The sequence below is a fragment of the Vibrio sp. V01_P9A10T6 genome, from assembly GCF_963877065.1.
GTDB classification, from domain to species: Bacteria; Pseudomonadota; Gammaproteobacteria; order Enterobacterales; family Vibrionaceae; genus Vibrio; species Vibrio anguillarum.
In genome coordinates, this window is sequence record NZ_CAWNTB010000076.1 from 25,682 (window position 1) to 42,209 (window position 16,528).

Sequence of the window (16,528 nt, forward strand, 5' to 3'; positions counted from 1 at the left end):
ACAATGAACACGTTTACCAATCAACAAGTGTGGTTTGTCACTGGGTCGCAGCACCTTTACGGACCTCAAGTATTACAAAATGTCGCGCAAAATAGCCAAGAAATTATCCATGGTTTAAATCACTCTCCAGCCATTTCGGTTCCTTTGGTGAACAAAGGTACAGTGAAGACGCCAGATGAGATATTAGAGGTTTGTCGCCAAGCCAATAATGATGATTCATGTATTGGTCTCGTGCTTTGGATGCATACTTTTTCGCCTGCAAAAATGTGGATTTCAGGGTTAAGTCAGCTCAACAAGCCGTTCTTGCATCTTCATACTCAATTCAATGCGGCCTTACCTTGGGATGAAATTGATATGGGTTTTATGAACCTAAATCAAAGTGCCCATGGTTGTCGTGAGTTTGGTTTTATTGGCACGCGACTGGGGATTGATCGAAAAGTAGTCGTGGGGCATTGGGAGAGCCCGATTGTTCACCAACAGGTGGATGATTGGTGCCGTGCAGCGATTGCTATTCATGAAGGGAAGTCGCTTAAAGTAGCGCGTTTTGGCGACAACATGCGTCAAGTCGCGGTGACGGAAGGAAACAAAGTCTCTGCGCAAATTCAATTTGGTTATGAAGTTCATGGCTATGGCTTGGGTGAGCTGAGCGAGAGCGTCAATCAAGTTTCAGACAGTGATGCTAAGGCTTTAATGGATGAATACGCTTCTTGCTACACCATGAGCCCTGAACTTTTCAAAGACAGCGCAAGTATCAATATTCTAACCCAAGAAGCAAAGTTGGAATTGGGTATGCTGCGTTTCTTGGATTCCGTGGGCGCGAAGGCATTCACCAACACCTTTGAAAATTTATCGGGTATTTCGAACCTGCCGGGCTTGGCCACACAACGCTTGATGGAAAAAGGCTTCGGGTACGGTGGTGAGGGGGATTGGAAGACCGCAGCGATGACTCGCATCATGAAAGTGATGGGGCAAGGCCGAGCGGGCGGAACATCGTTTATGGAAGACTACACCTACAACTTTGGTCAGCAAAGCCAAGTGCTCGGCGCTCATATGCTGGAAGTTTGCCCTTCTATTGCTCAAGACAAGCCAAAGATTGAAATTCATCGTCACACTATTGGCTGCAAATGCGATATTGCTCGTATGATGTTCAGCGGAAAAGCGGGGCCTGCGGTAAACGTATCCTTGATTGATCTTGGAAATCGCTTTCGCATGATAGTCAATACGGTCGATACTCAAGCTCCACCACAATCGCTACCTAAATTACCCGTGGCGCATGCGTTATGGACGCCGCAACCCAACCTTGAGACGGCGGCCGCAGCATGGATCCATGCGGGTGGCGCGCATCATACCGTATACAGCCAAGCGGTGAGCGTTGAGATGTTAGCGGATTATGCCGAAATGGCGGGGATCGAAATGGTATTAATCGATAACCAAACCTCCTTGTATCCATTCAAGTCCGCACTCAAAACAAACAGCGTTTATTACCGTTTATCTTCAGGTATTTAAACCCGCGGAACACTCCCTCATCTGAGGGAGTGTTCATTAAGCTATGGTGTGAACATGAATGCTCTTCCTTTATCCACTGGCTTACCATTACTGCGTTATAAAGAATGGTATTTGGAATTAAAAGCCGATACACCCGATCAATTTCAGCTGTGTTGTGAGGATAAACCTGTATTCGTTGGGCAGCTTGAGCTGATCAACAATGGGCTTATCATTGATATGCGCTCTGTGGTTTGGCATTTCAGATCTAAGCAAAACCATTTAGAGCAGTGGTGCAACATTCAGCTTAACGAAACACTCTCATTGAGTATGACTTACACCTTTTTTCAAGGTGCATTGGTGATTGATTATCTTGCGCGAAATAGCATCCCAACTCGGCTTGATATTCGACATCACATTACTCAAACAGACGTTAGCCACCAACTAGCTACGCAACCTGAAGACATCATCTCTTCGATTAAAGGTTGGCAAAGAAAACGTAATGACCAACCCAGTGAATACTTAATCGAACCCGTAGGGCATGGCTTCTGTGAGGCTTTTTCTGCGACACAATGGATAGTCTTAGATGAAAAGTGTGAACTGAAAAATCGTACTTAACGAAGAGGTTGCTTACACTACACGTAAATTACAGTGAATATTGCCCCATGCAGAATAACCCTCTAAAACCTGGATATAACTTTAATGCTCATTTAGTGGCTGGACTAACGCCAATTATTGAGGGAGATGAACTGGATTTTACGATTGATCGACCTAATGGCATGAAAGGTTTTATTGTCAATTTTACGAGCAAAGGCGAGGGAACCATTTTTTATGGCGAAGATGAGTTTCACGTGAAACCTGGAGACTTACTTCTTTTCCCTCCAACAGCGGCTCACTATTATCATCGAAAAAAAGATTGTGCTTCTTGGTTTCACCGTTGGGTTTATTTTCGGCCACGAGCCTTTTGGCATGACTGGCTAACATGGCAACAGCAAAAAAATGGCGTCTACTTAACGCAAGGGTTGGATGAGAATACCATTCGATATATTGAAAACCTGTTTATCGATATTGAATACACTTCAAAACAAGATGTCCCTTATCGAAATGATTTATCGATTAACTTGCTCGAACAATTATTGATTAGATGTAAGACACTGCAACCGGATGTCGTCAGCAAACCGCTTGACCCTAGGGTGGTGGAAGCGATGAATTATATGACGCAAAACCTCAATCAAGACTTCACTATCGAGGATGTTTCGGCCCATATCTGTTTATCACCATCGCGTTTAGGCCATCTATTTCGTTCTGAAATGGAGATGACCATAACCCAATGGCGCGACGACCAAAGGATCAGCCGAGCCAAACAATTACTGGTCACGTCTAACTACTCGGTCAATCACATTGGTCGAATTGTGGGCTATTCAGACCCACTCTATTTTTCTCGTGTTTTTAAACGTAAGGCCGGTGTGAGCCCTAAGATTTACCGCGATCAAATTACTTTGTAAACCTATGCAATCTGTCCGTTTGGGCTTTTCGTCAATTTGGGCCGCTGTCATTGAGTGATCGTTTTAGGCGTTTTAAACTGCTGCACGACAAGCCCTGTGATGATCAGCACTAAACCAATCAGAGTGGTGGGGTGAATAGTTTCGCCAATAATAGTAGCCAGCAACAGCAGTGAGATGAAAGGTGAAGCAAAAATGAGATTGCTGATCCTTGCGGTGTTGGCCGTGAGTTTTAATGCACTCAACCACAGCACGAAGGTGATCCCCATTTCAAACAAGCCGACATAAGTTACCGCGCTCCACCCTTTAATCGTAATCTGATGCCAGCTTGCACCTTCATCACAACTTAAACCAATCGCAAAAGGGATGGCGATCAAAAACCCCAGTAAAACGCCAATCACGGGGTCGGCGGTGTTTTTGGTATTAAGAATCCAGTAGCCAGCCCAAAGAAGCGTTGATAATAGTGCCAGCCCAACGCCCTGCGGGCTATCAAACTGCATGGCTAAAATATCACCCTTAGTCGCGATAACCACCACACCAAAATAGCTCAGTGCACACGCTATCCAATCTTGTTTACGAATGGTTTGTCCTAAAAATACAGCGGCCATCAGTGTTAGGGTGATGGCCCAACTGTAGTTGATCGCTTGCGCTTGAGAGGCGGGCAGCAGTGAGTAGGCCTTAAACAGAATGAGGTAGTATGCGAGAGGGTTAATTAAGCCCAACAGTAAGTAATACCAAGGGTTAGCGAGAAAGGTACTCACCACTTGGTTGAGCTTGCCTTGCAGCGCGCAAATGCCCAGCAGTACGCACCCAGAGACAGCACTCGCAACCGTCAGCATCTGGATCGGCGTAAATTCAGCTAGCGTAAGTTTGAAAGCCGTGGCAACCGTTGACCACAATAATACGGCAGATAAGCCAAAGCCGAGTGCGCGTCGTTCGTCCATGAATCCTCGTTAGAATAATTGTTGAAATAGTGTTCAGCGGCGCAAGTCTATAGTTTGCTGTTAACTTGTACAAACTGGACATTTATCCAGTATCGAAATACCATTTGTCCATGACTGATAAAATGAGTTAACCCGTTATCATGCAATGGATTATCGAAAATCAAGCGTTAGTGCTTTCAACGTTAGGCAGCGCCGTACTGAGTGGCTCAGTCGCTGGCTGGTGGGTTAAGCAGAAGCTCAATTTGAAAAGTGAGCTATTACAACAGCAGTTAGAGACTCATCAAGCCCATCATCAGCAGCAGATAATCGAACTCAAACAAGCCTTGCAGCAGGCGCGACAAGAGTTGGATGAGCTGGATGAAGAACGAGATAAAGCCGCATTTGAGCTTAAGCAATCGCACGGGAAATTCATGGCCGCGATGGAAAAGTTGCGCTATTTCGAAGTGGTTAAGCAAGAGCGGCAACAGAGCATGGAAGATGCGCACGCTCTGCGTGAGCAGAAATCGCAACTTGAGGCTCAACTGCGTGAGCAAGAAGCACGGCATGAACAGCAAATTCAATCGAGCCAAGAAAAACTACAGTTACTTGAACACGCTGAGGAACGCCTAAAGCAGCAGTTTGAGCAGCTAGCTAATCAGTTATTTGAAGTCAAAACTGCGAAAGTGGATCAGCAGAACCGTCAAAGTTTGGAAGGGCTACTTTCTCCACTGAAAGAGCAGCTCGAAGGGTTTAAAAAGCAGGTCAATGACAGCTTCAATCATGAAGCGAAAGAGCGCCATACGTTGGTTCATGAATTGAAAAACTTACAACGCCTCAATGAACAGATGGCGCAAGAGGCACTCAATTTGACCCAAGCGCTGAAAGGCGACAATAAACAGCAAGGCAATTGGGGCGAAGTGGTTCTCGCGCGGGTGCTGACCGAATCGGGCCTGCGTGAAGGGCACGAATATCACACTCAAGTCAGTTTGCAAAACGAGGCTGGTAAGCGCTATCAACCGGATGTGATCGTCAATTTGCCACACGACAAACAGGTGGTGATTGACTCGAAAATGGCGCTGGTGGCTTATGAGCGTTATTTCCATGCTCAAACTGAAAGTGAACGTGCTCGCGCATTAAGTGAGCATTTACTTGCGCTGCGTGCCCATATAAAAGGACTCGGTCAGAAAGATTATCATCAGCTCAAAGGGCTACAAAGCCTGGATTACGTGCTGATGTTTATTCCCGTCGAACCTGCATTCCAAGTGGCGATTCAAGCTGATCCCAGCTTGGTAAAAGAGGCGATGGAGCAAAATATTTTGCTGGTTAGCCCAACCACCTTGTTGGTTGCGCTGCGTACGATCGATAATTTATGGCGCAATGATCGACAAAACCAGAACGCGAAGTTGATCGCTGAGCGGGCCAGCAAATTGTACGATAAATTACGCTTGTTTATGGAGGACATGGAAGGGCTTGGTGGCGCGTTAGACCGTGCAAACCAAAACTATCAAGGGGCGATGAATAAGCTCGCGACAGGGCGTGGCAACGCACTGCGTCAAGCCGAAAGTTTCAAACAACTTGGCGTCGAGATAAAACGTTCCATAAACAGTGAATGGGTCGAACAAGCACAAAATGAGGCATGGGCAGACAGTGCGGTGGAAAATGCACCTTTAGTAGAAAGACATCACGCTGAGGATAAAGTAAACTGATCGCTCGCAGTCGCCTTTAACAACACAGTGCTGCCCAAGAGGAACCTTCATGACGGATACCAGCGTGCAATCAAAAACAGCATTAGAGACACAAAATACCACTCACTTTGGTTTTGAAACCGTAGCGAAAGAAGAAAAAGTCGCCAAAGTCGCGCAAGTTTTTCACTCGGTTGCGGCCAAATACGACATGATGAATGACCTGATGTCTGGTGGCATTCATCGCTTATGGAAGCGTTTTACCATTGATTGCAGTGGCGCTCGCCCGGGTCAACGTATTTTGGATCTTGGTGGTGGTACGGGCGATCTCACCGCCAAATTTTCACGTATTGTGGGCGAAAAAGGTCATGTTATTCTGGCTGATATCAACAACTCGATGCTCAATGTCGGACGCGATAAATTGCGTGATAAGGGTGTAGTGGGCAACGTACATTACGTGCAAGCCAATGCCGAAGAACTGCCTTTTCCTGATAACTATTTTGACTGCATTACCATCAGTTTTTGCCTGCGTAATGTAACCGATAAAGATAAAGCGCTGAGCTCGATGTTCCGCGTTTTAAAACCGGGTGGTCGTTTGTTGGTACTTGAGTTCTCCAAGCCAGTGCTTGAGCCATTATCCAAAGTATACGATGCGTATTCGTTCCATCTATTGCCGAAAATGGGCCAAATCATTGCCAATGATGCCGACAGCTACCGCTATCTTGCGGAATCTATCCGCATGCATCCCGATCAAGAAACCTTAAAAGGGATGATGGATCAGGTTGGTTTTGAGCAAACGAGTTACTACAACTTAACGGGCGGTATTGTTGCGCTGCACCGTGGTTACAAATTCTAAGGATTGGGCATGCCGTTTGAGCCTTTAGTTACCGCCGCGATTGAGACCACACTCAACACCTTAATTCAAGACGATCCTGAGTTGGTGCGCCGATTATCACGCCTGAAAGGGCAAGTCATCCAAGTGCATCTCAAAGAGTTCAATAAAACGCTGACCTTCATTTTTAGCCAGCAAATTGATGTGTTAGCGGCTTACGAAGGCGAGTCGAATTGCTACCTGTCGCTCAATGTTTCCATTTTGCCCGAGCTACGTGAGCAAGCGAACATCACCCAACTGATCAAACAAGATAAGTTGGTGCTGGAGGGCGATATTCAACTGGCGCAAAAATTTGCCCAGTTGATCACTGATTGCAAGCCGGATGTTGAAGAGTGGTTGTCACGCCTGACGGGCGATGTGCTGGCTCACGCTTTAGTGCAGGGTGTGAAAGACATAGGCCAAGCGCTGCAATCACAACGAAGCAAGCATCAAAACCATCTCAGCCAAGTGTTAACGGAAGAGTGGCGTTTATTACCTAGCTCGCTCGAGGTGGCCTATTTTTGTGACCAAGTGGATGATCTCAATAGCCAAGCGGCGCGTATCGAAGCCAAAATTCAACACTTGTTGGAGCAAGCATGACGCCAACTGAACTCAAGCGGTTGTACCGAATTATCAAGGTACAATTGGAATATGGTCTAGATGAACTGTTGCCAGAACATCAACTCACCAAAGCGCCAATATTAGCGCGCAAAGGATTGTTCTGGATTAAAAATCAGCATGCGGACAAACCATTAGGTGAGCGCTTGCGCTTAGCCTTGCAAGAGCTTGGTCCAGTGTGGATTAAGTTTGGTCAGATGATGTCAACGCGGCGTGACCTGTTTCCACCGCACATCGCAGACCAACTTGCGTTACTGCAAGATAAAGTCGCTCCGTTTGATGGTGTACTTGCTAAAACTCAGATGGAAAAAGCGTTGGGCGGCGCTTTAGAAACTTGGTTTGATGAATTTGATATTGAACCACTTGCTTCTGCATCGATTGCTCAAGTCCATACCGCCAAACTCAAATCATCTGGCCGGGAAATCGTACTCAAGGTGATTCGGCCAGATATTCGGCCAGTGATTGATGCCGATATCAAACTCATGTATCGCATGGCGAAAATTGTTGCCAAAGCATTACCTGAAGCAAGGCGACTGAAGCCCGTTGAAGTGGTACGTGAATACGAAAAAACTCTGCTTGCTGAACTCGACCTACGCCGAGAAGCAGCCAACGCCATTCAACTACGTCGTAACTTTGAAAATAGTGAAGAGTTATACATTCCAGAGATAATTCCTGACTTTAGTAATGAAACTGTCATGGTTTCTGAGCGAATATACGGCATTCAAGTTTCTGATATTGAAGGTTTAGCGGCCAACGGCACTAATATGAAGTTGCTTGCTGAACGCGGAGTGAGCGTATTCTTTACCCAAGTGTTCCGCGACAGTTTTTTCCATGCCGATATGCACCCGGGCAATGTCTTTGTTAATCCCGCGCATCCTGACAATCCACAATGGATTGGCTTAGATTGTGGTATTGTCGGTACCTTAAACAGTGAAGATAAACGTTATTTAGCCGAAAACTTCTTAGCTTTTTTCAACCGAGATTACCGCCGAGTGGCACAATTGCACGTTGATTCTGGTTGGGTTCCACGTGAAACCAACATCGATGAATTTGAGTTTGCTATTCGTGTGGTCTGTGAGCCAATTTTTGCCAAGCCATTGTGCGAAATCTCATTTGGTCATGTGTTGCTAAACTTGTTTAACACGGCTCGTCGCTTCAATATGGAAGTGCAGCCGCAATTGGTCTTGCTGCAAAAAACGTTATTGTATGTCGAAGGGTTAGGGCGTCAGCTTTATCCTCAATTGGATTTGTGGCAAACCGCTAAACCATTTTTAGAAAAATGGATGATGAACCAAGTTGGGCCGCAAGCGTTTATCCGCGCAGTGAAAGAGCGAGCTCCGCTTTGGGCTGAAAAATTACCTGAGTTGCCAGAGCTGCTTTACGATAGCCTCAAACAAGGTAAAGCAATGAACCAAAGGTTGGATCAGTTGTACCAAGGTTATCGAGCCAGTAAGCGTCAACAGGCAACAGGAAAGTTTTTATTTGGTATTGGCGCCACTTTGGTCGTATGCTCGGCGATATTAGTGACCAGTGCTTATCAGCCGTTTGCAATAACCAGTGCAATTGCAGGTGTTGTATTTTGGCTACTCAGTTGGAGTGCTTACCGTCGTTAAGCGGTCTTTTATTTGAAATCAATTTGTTGAGAAATTCCTGAGGTGTAGAGAATGGGTGGTATCAGTATTTGGCAACTTCTAATTATTGCCGTGATTGTTGTATTACTATTTGGAACCAAGAAACTGCGTGGTATCGGTAGCGATCTCGGTGGTGCGGTTAAGGGGTTCAAAAAGGCGATGAGCGATGAAGAGCCAGCCAAGAAAGACGCAGATTTTGAACCTAAAAATATAGAGCAGCAGAAGACAGAAGCGACTGCTGAGACTAAAAAAGATAAAGAGCAGGCCTAACACGTGTTTGATATCGGTTTTTGGGAGCTGGTATTAATATCGGTTGTCGCGTTGGTCGTTCTTGGCCCTGAGCGTTTACCTCATGCTATTCGCAGTGTGGCAAAATTTGTTAGCACAGCAAAGAACATGGCGAACAGTGTCAAAGATGAATTAGCACATGAGCTCAAAATTCAAGAGCTGCAAGAAAACTTGCGTAAAGCAGAGCAAATGGGGATGGAAAATTTATCTCCAGAGCTAAAATCTTCTGTGGATCAGCTCAAGCAGGCTGCGCAAGATGTACAACGCCCTTATGCGAACTCATCGCCCTCTGAAACAAAAACAGAGCGCGATGAACAAAGCGTTGAAGCGATTCCCGCTACAACGATTTCGTCGCCTGAAACGGCCGATAAGAAAGCCGACTCATCTCTGTAGGAGGAGTTATTGTTACCACTGTAACTCCTCCTCTTATGCTCTATTTATACGAGGTTCGATATGTCTTCCGTTGAGCAGACACAGCCTTTAATCAGTCACTTGCTAGAGCTGCGCGATCGTTTATTGCGTTCAATAGCTGCGGTGATCGTGATTTTTATCGGCTTAGTCTATTTCTCTAGCGACATCTACGATTTTGTCTCCAAACCATTGGTTGAGCGTTTGCCTGAAGGGGCGACGATGATTGCGACCGATGTTGCCTCGCCCTTTTTCACGCCACTCAAACTTACTTTGATCGCGTCCGCTTTTCTCGCGGTGCCTTTTATCCTTTATCAAATCTGGGCCTTTGTCGCTCCAGGTTTGTATAAGCATGAACGCCGTTTAGTCATGCCATTGATGTTTTCAAGCTCATTGTTGTTCTATTGCGGTGTGGCGTTTGCGTACTTTGTGGTATTTCCACTGGTGTTTGGCTTTTTTACGGCCATCTCTTTAGGCGGTGTTGAGTTTGCAACGGACATTGCCAGTTATCTCGATTTTGTGCTTGCGCTCTTTTTCGCTTTTGGTATCGCCTTTGAGGTTCCCGTCGCCATCATTTTACTGTGTTGGACGGGGGCGACGACGCCGAAAACCTTGAGTGAGAAAAGGCCTTATATCGTGGTTGGGGCATTTGTGGTGGGTATGTTACTGACGCCACCTGATATGGTGTCGCAAACCTTGCTCGCCATTCCGATGTGTTTATTGTTTGAGGTTGGACTTTTCTTTGCTCGTTTTTATGTGCGCAAAGATGAGGAAGAGCAGGAAGATGAAAGTCATTAATACATGAAAAAAGCGGCGAATAGCCGCTTTTTTTGTACCTATGATAGTGGACTATTTAATCTTCAAAAGATAACCGCACTGAGAGCATCGATAGACTTCCTTGATGCCCAGCAGTTTTTGCCAGAAGGTTCGATGTTGACGTTGTAAGTGATTACCATGTTCACACATATTAGCCACGTTTATGTATTAAAATTTTGCCGCATACTATAGTGTTTGTGTGATTATTTTTGTGATATATATCACGCTGATGTGTATGTCACTCTATCTATAGTTCTATAAATTATAATTTAAACAGTGAGTTAGCATTAGTGTTTGTAATGTTATTCACTTCAACCAACGAGAGTTCGGTGAGTTCTGCGATGCGTTTGGCAACTAGCGTTGTGTAAGCTGGTTCGTTGCGCTTACCTCTGTGAGGGACAGGGGCTAAATAGGGACAATCTGTTTCTAGCAGAACAAAGTTCATATCGAGATGCGGTAATACTTTATCCATACCGCCATTTTTAAACGTTGATACACCACCAATCCCAAGATGAAACCCTAGCTCATTAATTGCTTTAGCTTCTTCAAGCGTGCCGCCAAAACAGTGGAATACACCGCTAAGTGAGCCATCTTGCTCTTTTTCCAGCAGTTGTAGAGTTTGAGTGATGGAATCACGGGTGTGGATGACAACAGGCAAATCGCGCTCTTTGGCCCAATTAAGTTGAGTGACGAAAGCCATCTCTTGTTCGGCCTGAAAGGTTTTGTCCCAATACAGATCAATGCCAATTTCACCAATGGCGATAAAGGGGTGTTTATCTAGCCAAGATTCTATAACCGCTAGCGTTTGCTTCACATTTCCATCTACATAGCATGGGTGCAGCCCCATCATCGATCGGCAAAGTTCAGGGTAAGCCGCTTCCGTTTTAAGCATAGGCTCAATGGAGGCAAGATCGATATTGGGCAACAAAATAGCCTCAATGCCTTGCGCCTTAGCGCGTTGCACGACCTCATCTCGATCGTGATCAAATTCAGTGGCATAAATGTGAGCGTGAGTGTCAATCATGGTGTATCTCGATAAACAGAGAATGGGAGAACAGTATACGGAAGTGTGAGCCTGAGGTCATTTTTCTGATTTTTGTCGATTGGCGCTAGCGTCAAAAAGCGAGAGTGATATGATTTCGCCACACTTGAGCGATAGCGGTAGTGAAGAAAGAATGCTTTCTCACACCGCGTATAAACAAGGAGAAGAGAGTGTCAGTATCCATTCAAGGTCAGTTCCCAGGGCGTCGCATGCGTCGCTTACGCAAGCATGATTTTAGCCGCCGTTTGATGGCTGAGAATCAGTTATCGGTTAATGATTTAATTTATCCCATGTTTATTTTGATGGGTAAAGATCGCCGCGAGCCAGTGGAGTCTATGCCTGGTATTGAGCGTCTCTCTATCGACTTAATGCTCGAAGAAGCGCTGTATTTGGCTAATCTCGGCGTGCCAGCCATCGCACTTTTTCCAGTGGTTAACCAAGATGCTAAAAGTTTGTGTGCTGCTGAAGCGCATAATCCTGACGGCTTAGTGCAACGTGCGGTGAAATTATTAAAAGAGCATATACCACAAATGGGTGTCATTACCGACGTCGCGCTGGATCCTTTCACGACCCATGGCCAAGATGGCATCATCGATGAAAGTGGCTATGTGATGAATGATGAGACCACCGAGGTGTTGATCAAACAAGCGCTGTCTCACGCTGCAGCCGGTGCCGATGTGGTTGCCCCTTCCGATATGATGGATGGACGAATTGGTAAGATCCGCGAAGCGCTTGAAGAGGCAGGTTTTATTCACACACAGATCATGGCTTACTCTGCGAAATACGCGTCATGTTATTACGGCCCATTCCGCGATGCGGTTGGTTCCTCTTCGAACCTGAAAGGGGGAGACAAGAAAAACTATCAGATGGATCCGGCCAACAGCGATGAAGCCATTCACGAAGTGGCGATGGATATCAATGAAGGGGCTGACATGGTGATGGTGAAGCCCGGCATGCCATACCTTGATGTGGTGCGCCGCGTGAAATCTGAATTACAAGTTCCTACGTTTGCGTATCAAGTGTCTGGCGAATATGCGATGCATAAAGCGGCCATTTTAAATGGTTGGCTTAAAGAACGTGAAACCGTAATGGAGTCATTATTGTGCTTTAAACGCGCTGGGGCAGACGGCATTTTAACCTATTTTGCTAAAGACGTTGCGCAGTGGCTGGCAGAAGATAACGCCAAAACGGCACAATATTTACATCAAGATAACTAAGTCGTGAATTTAGACAGGGGAGCGAATTTTTTTATCTATTTGAAAATCAATTAAAAAAAGATTTCATGAAATAGATGGGTAGGTGTTTTTAGCATGATTAGAAAATAAATGAGATTTTTTCTCATTTAGGGGTTGATAATTAAATGAGAATCATTATTATTAACACTGTCTTAGGGAATGGCGAAGTTCACAAGGACGTCGAGTTTACGATTAACGAATTGCTAGGTGTTAAAAGTAACAAGACAAATTGGCGACGAACTTGCGCAAGTTCTTTTTGACACGACATTGCTCACATTGCTTCCAGTGTAATTTATAGCTTTATCGTAAGGCTGAATGAATCACTTCACTTAGTTTTACCTGTTTTTGCTAGGCGACATCCTCGGGTGTCGCTTTTTTTATCGCTCATTTTCAAGAGGATGCTTTTGTTGTGAATAAAAGGCCATCGATAGTCTTTTCCACAATCAATGATCGTAAAAAGATCATGATAGGAATGTTCGATCTTTGTTTTATTCATTTATAAACAATAAGTTAATGTCATTGTTTTCCTCGTTAATCACTGTTTAATAACCAGTGGATAAAAACTATGAACAGAGTTATCCACAGAATGTCATTTGCGGTGGTGGACAAATCAGCAAAATGTTTCGTTGCTCAAGGTGCATTGGCGTGGAATCCTCAAGACAGTCATGGCATCCTTAGTCATTACATTTCGTACTCGCTTTGGATTGCAAAAGACTATGGCTCGCATACCTGACAACCCGTTCATTCTGATTGATGGCTCTTCTTACCTTTACCGTGCATTTCATGCCTACCCAGGCACCATGAGTAATGGCGAAATTCCAACTAATGCTGTCTATGGCGTGGTCAATATGCTCCGTAGCATGATGCGCCAGTTTTCCGCTGAGCGTATGGTGGTTATTTTTGACGCGAAAGGAAAAACCTTCCGCGATGATATGTACCCACAATACAAAGCTAACCGTCCACCAATGCCTGATGATCTACGTTGTCAGATTGAGCCGTTGCACAATGTTATCCGTGCGATGGGGCTACCGCTGATATCGATTGAAGGTGTCGAAGCCGATGACGTGATTGGTACGCTAGCCTCTCAAGCATCACAAGCCGGCATGCCAGTGCTGATCAGCACTGGTGATAAAGACATGGCACAGCTGGTGGACGAGAATGTCACCTTGATCAATACCATGACGAATGTGGTACTTGACCGTGAAGGGGTGATTGAAAAATTCGGTATCCCTCCTGAGCTTATCATCGATTATCTGGCCTTGATGGGCGATAAAGTCGATAACATTCCTGGTGTACCGGGTGTCGGTGAGAAAACAGCGATTGCGTTACTACAAGGCATTGGCAGCCTAGAGCAAATTTACGATAACCTCGATAAAATTGCGCAATTGGGTTTTCGCGGCTCTAAAACCATGGCGCAAAAACTGGCGGATAACCGTGAAAACGCTTTTCTCTCTTACCAATTAGCCACCATCAAGCTGGATGTCGCTTTGGAAGAGAAACCAGAAACCTTGTGCAAAACCCAGCCCAATATTGATGAGTTGATTAAACTTTATGGTCAGCTCACGTTTAAATCTTGGCTAACAGAATTGCTAGATGGTGGTAATGGAGTGATTGACGCTGATGAAAAAGTGGGTGCGGTAAACACTTCTTCTTCACAAGCAAGGGAGATGGATACAACCGCCGCCACGATTGATCGCAGCCAATATCAAACCATTTTAGATGAAGAGACATTTAATGCTTGGTTAGAAAAACTGAAAGCGGCAGAAGTGTTTGCGTTTGATACGGAAACCGACAGCCTCGATTATATGGTAGCGAATTTAGTTGGCCTCTCTTTTGCAATCGAAGAGGGCGTTGCAGCGTATGTTCCTGTTGCGCATGACTATCTTGATGCACCAAAGCAACTGGACCGTGATTGGGTACTCGCCCAACTTAAACCCATTTTAGAAGATGAAAGCCAAGCCAAAGTGGGGCAGAACCTAAAATACGATGCCAGCATTGTTGCGCGTTACGGTATCAATATGAAAGGCATCAAGCACGATACGATGCTCGCATCTTATGTGTACAACAGCGTCGGTGGCAAACATGATATGGACAGTTTGGCGCTACGATTCTTGCAACACAGCTGTATTTCATTTGAACAGGTAGCGGGCAAAGGTAAAAACCAACTGACCTTCAACCAAATTGAACTTGAGCAAGCGGCACCGTACGCTGCGGAAGATGCTGATGTGACTTTGCGACTTCATCACCGTTTGATGAGTCATATTGAGCAAGATGAGAAGCTCAATCGCATCTACCAACAGATAGAAGTACCTCTTGTTCCCGTGTTGTCACGTATGGAACGCACAGGCGTGATGATTGATGATATGTTGCTTGGCGCGCAATCGCATGAAATCGCTGCTCGTTTAGAGCAACTAGAACAGCAAGCGTTTGATATCGCGGGTCAACCTTTCAACCTAAGCTCACCAAAACAGCTGCAAACCATTTTGTTTGAACAGATGGGGCTACCGGTGATTAAGAAAACGCCAACAGGTACACCTTCCACCAATGAAGAAGTACTGCAAGAGTTGGCACTCGACGGTTATCCTCTGCCTAAAGTAATCATTGAACATCGTGGTTTAGCTAAGTTGAAATCAACCTATACCGATAAACTGCCTAAAATGATCAACCCAACCACAGGGCGAGTGCATACCTCGTATCACCAAGCTGTAACCGCCACTGGTCGTTTGTCTTCAACCGATCCAAATTTGCAAAACATTCCGATCCGTAACGAAGAAGGACGCCGGATCCGTCAAGCCTTTATCGCTCCTCATGGCTGGAAAATTCTGGCCATCGATTACTCGCAAATTGAGCTGCGGATTATGGCGCACTTGTCCGGCGATAAAGCGCTGCTTGAAGCATTCCAGCAAGGGAAAGATATCCATGCAGCGACCGCGGCTGAAATTCTTGGAGTGAGTATTGAGCAAGTCAGCAGTGAGCAGCGTCGCCGTGCGAAAGCGGTTAACTTTGGTTTGATTTACGGGATGAGCGCCTTTGGTTTAGCTAAGCAGCTCGGCATTCCTCGTTATGAAGCCCAAGAATATATGGATAAATACTTTGAGCGTTATCCTGGCGTGATGCAATACATGGAAGATACACGCTCTACGGCTAGTGAACTTGGCTATGTTGAAACTTTATTTGGTCGTCGTTTGCATCTGCCTGAAATTAAATCGCGTAATGGGATGCGCCGCAAAGCCGCTGAACGTGCCGCGATCAATGCTCCAATGCAAGGTACGGCGGCGGATATCATCAAAAAAGCGATGCTATTAGTCGATGCTTGGATTGAGGAGCATGGACAGGGACGCGTTAAACTCTTGATGCAAGTGCACGATGAACTGGTGTTTGAGGTGCAAGAGACGGCTTTAGCCGAAATTGAAATTAAAGTACAACAATTGATGGAATCAGCGGCAACGCTAGCGGTGCCATTGGTCGCGGATACTGGTCATGGAGACAACTGGGATCAGGCGCATTAGTTGTTTTTTGAGCAAAATTAGCTAATTTATATGAGCCGACGCACAAATGTCGGCTTTTTTATGGCCTAGAAACAAGTGTTCTTGATTTTAAACTTTGTGTTGTTTAATAAAATTTTCATGAAAAAAAACTACAAAAATAGTTTTCATTTCTGACCATTTGTTATACATTAACTCTCGTAGGGTACAGAGGTAAGATGTTCTATCTTTCAGACCTTTTGTTTCACGTTATTGGATTAGGCTGATTCAGCCGCCCCAGTCAGTATTTGACTGGGGCGTTTTTTATTGGGCCAAAGAAAATATTCATCACTGTTTTTTACGAGAATTTAGGTGATAAAAACACACTATTCTATTGCTGAGTAGTTACTTTATTTCTTTTATAAACACCCAATTCTGTAACTGGCTAACAGTCACACTTTGATTATTTCTAATGAGAAATCAAGTTCGCCTCAAACGCAAAGAATATGTTTAAATATCATTAGTATTCATTATGTTATGTTGATTTTATTGGGATGAGCCAGAGG

16 protein-coding genes are annotated in these 16,528 nt (G+C 45.1%); 14 read left to right on the plus strand and 2 right to left on the minus strand.

Annotated features, from left to right (window positions below):
• The first annotated feature begins 3 nt into the window (after positions 1 to 3).
• From araA to araC, 3 genes are read left to right on the plus strand one after another with little or no spacing between them, the layout of a single operon-like run.
• The gene (gene araA, locus AACQ21_RS04360; RefSeq protein WP_105977172.1) at positions 4 to 1,506 is read left to right on the plus strand and encodes an L-arabinose isomerase; all 1,503 of its coding nucleotides are present in this window, start codon (positions 4 to 6) and stop codon (positions 1,504 to 1,506) included.
• Between the two features lie 54 nt (positions 1,507 to 1,560).
• A complete protein-coding gene (locus AACQ21_RS04365) occupies positions 1,561 to 2,100 on the plus strand; it encodes a hypothetical protein (protein ID WP_017044513.1) in 540 nt (179 codons plus the stop codon).
• A gap of 47 nt (positions 2,101 to 2,147) precedes the next feature.
• Complete coding sequence (gene araC / locus AACQ21_RS04370; RefSeq protein WP_029189931.1) at positions 2,148 to 2,987, plus strand: arabinose operon transcriptional regulator AraC; 840 nt, start codon at positions 2,148 to 2,150, stop codon at positions 2,985 to 2,987.
• Between the two features lie 47 nt (positions 2,988 to 3,034).
• On the opposite strand, the gene AACQ21_RS04375 is transcribed toward araC, so the two are convergent.
• Positions 3,035 to 3,928, minus strand: a complete 894-nt coding sequence (locus tag AACQ21_RS04375; RefSeq protein WP_105977173.1) for a DMT family transporter — start codon at positions 3,926 to 3,928, stop codon at positions 3,035 to 3,037.
• 140 nt (positions 3,929 to 4,068) lie between these two features.
• Between AACQ21_RS04375 and rmuC the strand changes: the two genes are divergently transcribed.
• From rmuC to tatC, 7 genes are read left to right on the plus strand one after another with little or no spacing between them, the layout of a single operon-like run.
• Positions 4,069 to 5,613: a DNA recombination protein RmuC gene (gene rmuC / locus AACQ21_RS04380; RefSeq protein WP_013855636.1), complete on the plus strand. Its 1,545-nt coding sequence runs from the start codon at positions 4,069 to 4,071 to the stop codon at positions 5,611 to 5,613.
• A gap of 49 nt (positions 5,614 to 5,662) precedes the next feature.
• Positions 5,663 to 6,445 carry a bifunctional demethylmenaquinone methyltransferase/2-methoxy-6-polyprenyl-1,4-benzoquinol methylase UbiE gene (gene ubiE, locus AACQ21_RS04385; protein ID WP_010319838.1) on the plus strand — a complete coding sequence of 261 codons (783 nt, stop codon included), beginning with the start codon at positions 5,663 to 5,665 and terminating at the stop codon, positions 6,443 to 6,445.
• 9 nt (positions 6,446 to 6,454) lie between these two features.
• Positions 6,455 to 7,060: a ubiquinone biosynthesis accessory factor UbiJ gene (locus AACQ21_RS04390; RefSeq protein WP_047690304.1), complete on the plus strand. Its 606-nt coding sequence runs from the start codon at positions 6,455 to 6,457 to the stop codon at positions 7,058 to 7,060.
• Positions 7,057 to 8,691 (plus strand): ubiquinone biosynthesis regulatory protein kinase UbiB, encoded by a 1,635-nt coding sequence (gene ubiB, locus AACQ21_RS04395; protein ID WP_013855638.1) that lies wholly within the window; start codon positions 7,057 to 7,059, stop codon positions 8,689 to 8,691. The genes AACQ21_RS04390 and ubiB overlap by 4 nt, the downstream gene beginning before the upstream one ends.
• 51 nt (positions 8,692 to 8,742) lie before the next feature.
• Positions 8,743 to 8,979 carry a Sec-independent protein translocase subunit TatA gene (gene tatA, locus AACQ21_RS04400; RefSeq protein WP_010319841.1) on the plus strand — a complete coding sequence of 79 codons (237 nt, stop codon included), beginning with the start codon at positions 8,743 to 8,745 and terminating at the stop codon, positions 8,977 to 8,979.
• 3 nt (positions 8,980 to 8,982) lie between these two features.
• Entirely contained in the window at positions 8,983 to 9,390 is a 408-nt protein-coding gene (tatB, locus tag AACQ21_RS04405) for a Sec-independent protein translocase protein TatB (protein WP_105977174.1), read from the plus strand.
• A 60-nt stretch (positions 9,391 to 9,450) separates the two neighbouring features.
• Positions 9,451 to 10,203 (plus strand): twin-arginine translocase subunit TatC, encoded by a 753-nt coding sequence (gene tatC / locus AACQ21_RS04410; RefSeq protein ID WP_088721434.1) that lies wholly within the window; start codon positions 9,451 to 9,453, stop codon positions 10,201 to 10,203.
• 280 nt (positions 10,204 to 10,483) lie between these two features.
• On the opposite strand, the gene AACQ21_RS04415 is transcribed toward tatC, so the two are convergent.
• On the minus strand, positions 10,484 to 11,245 hold the full coding sequence (locus tag AACQ21_RS04415; protein WP_105977175.1) for a TatD family hydrolase: 762 nt from the start codon (positions 11,243 to 11,245) through the stop codon (positions 10,484 to 10,486).
• A 188-nt stretch (positions 11,246 to 11,433) separates the two neighbouring features.
• Between AACQ21_RS04415 and hemB the strand changes: the two genes are divergently transcribed.
• From hemB to AACQ21_RS17395, 4 genes are all read left to right on the plus strand, one after another.
• The gene (gene hemB / locus AACQ21_RS04420; protein ID WP_026028265.1) at positions 11,434 to 12,480 is read left to right on the plus strand and encodes a porphobilinogen synthase; all 1,047 of its coding nucleotides are present in this window, start codon (positions 11,434 to 11,436) and stop codon (positions 12,478 to 12,480) included.
• A 583-nt stretch (positions 12,481 to 13,063) separates the two neighbouring features.
• On the plus strand, positions 13,064 to 13,231 hold the full coding sequence (locus tag AACQ21_RS04425) for a hypothetical protein (protein ID WP_156117117.1): 168 nt from the start codon (positions 13,064 to 13,066) through the stop codon (positions 13,229 to 13,231).
• Entirely contained in the window at positions 13,215 to 16,007 is a 2,793-nt protein-coding gene (polA, locus tag AACQ21_RS04430; RefSeq protein ID WP_026028799.1) for a DNA polymerase I, read from the plus strand. The genes AACQ21_RS04425 and polA overlap by 17 nt, the downstream gene beginning before the upstream one ends.
• 194 nt (positions 16,008 to 16,201) lie before the next feature.
• Positions 16,202 to 16,249 carry a hypothetical protein gene (locus AACQ21_RS17395; RefSeq protein WP_438356636.1) on the plus strand — a complete coding sequence of 16 codons (48 nt, stop codon included), beginning with the start codon at positions 16,202 to 16,204 and terminating at the stop codon, positions 16,247 to 16,249.
• Positions 16,250 to 16,528 lie beyond the last annotated feature (279 nt).

What these genes read in the sequence shown, in the direction of transcription:
- araA (WP_105977172.1), top strand. Translation starts at nt 4, where the DNA reads ATGAACACGTTTACCAATCAACAAGTGTGGTTTGTCACTGGGTCGCAG.
- AACQ21_RS04365 (WP_017044513.1), top strand. Translation starts at nt 1,561, where the DNA reads ATGAATGCTCTTCCTTTATCCACTGGCTTACCATTACTGCGTTATAAA.
- araC (WP_029189931.1), top strand. Translation starts at nt 2,148, where the DNA reads ATGCAGAATAACCCTCTAAAACCTGGATATAACTTTAATGCTCATTTA.
- AACQ21_RS04375 (WP_105977173.1), bottom strand. Translation starts at nt 3,928, where the DNA reads ATGGACGAACGACGCGCACTCGGCTTTGGCTTATCTGCCGTATTATTG.
- rmuC (WP_013855636.1), top strand. Translation starts at nt 4,069, where the DNA reads ATGCAATGGATTATCGAAAATCAAGCGTTAGTGCTTTCAACGTTAGGC.
- ubiE (WP_010319838.1), top strand. Translation starts at nt 5,663, where the DNA reads ATGACGGATACCAGCGTGCAATCAAAAACAGCATTAGAGACACAAAAT.
- AACQ21_RS04390 (WP_047690304.1), top strand. Translation starts at nt 6,455, where the DNA reads ATGCCGTTTGAGCCTTTAGTTACCGCCGCGATTGAGACCACACTCAAC.
- ubiB (WP_013855638.1), top strand. Translation starts at nt 7,057, where the DNA reads ATGACGCCAACTGAACTCAAGCGGTTGTACCGAATTATCAAGGTACAA.
- tatA (WP_010319841.1), top strand. Translation starts at nt 8,743, where the DNA reads ATGGGTGGTATCAGTATTTGGCAACTTCTAATTATTGCCGTGATTGTT.
- tatC (WP_088721434.1), top strand. Translation starts at nt 9,451, where the DNA reads ATGTCTTCCGTTGAGCAGACACAGCCTTTAATCAGTCACTTGCTAGAG.
- AACQ21_RS04415 (WP_105977175.1), bottom strand. Translation starts at nt 11,245, where the DNA reads ATGATTGACACTCACGCTCACATTTATGCCACTGAATTTGATCACGAT.
- AACQ21_RS04425 (WP_156117117.1), top strand. Translation starts at nt 13,064, where the DNA reads ATGAACAGAGTTATCCACAGAATGTCATTTGCGGTGGTGGACAAATCA.
- polA (WP_026028799.1), top strand. Translation starts at nt 13,215, where the DNA reads ATGGCTCGCATACCTGACAACCCGTTCATTCTGATTGATGGCTCTTCT.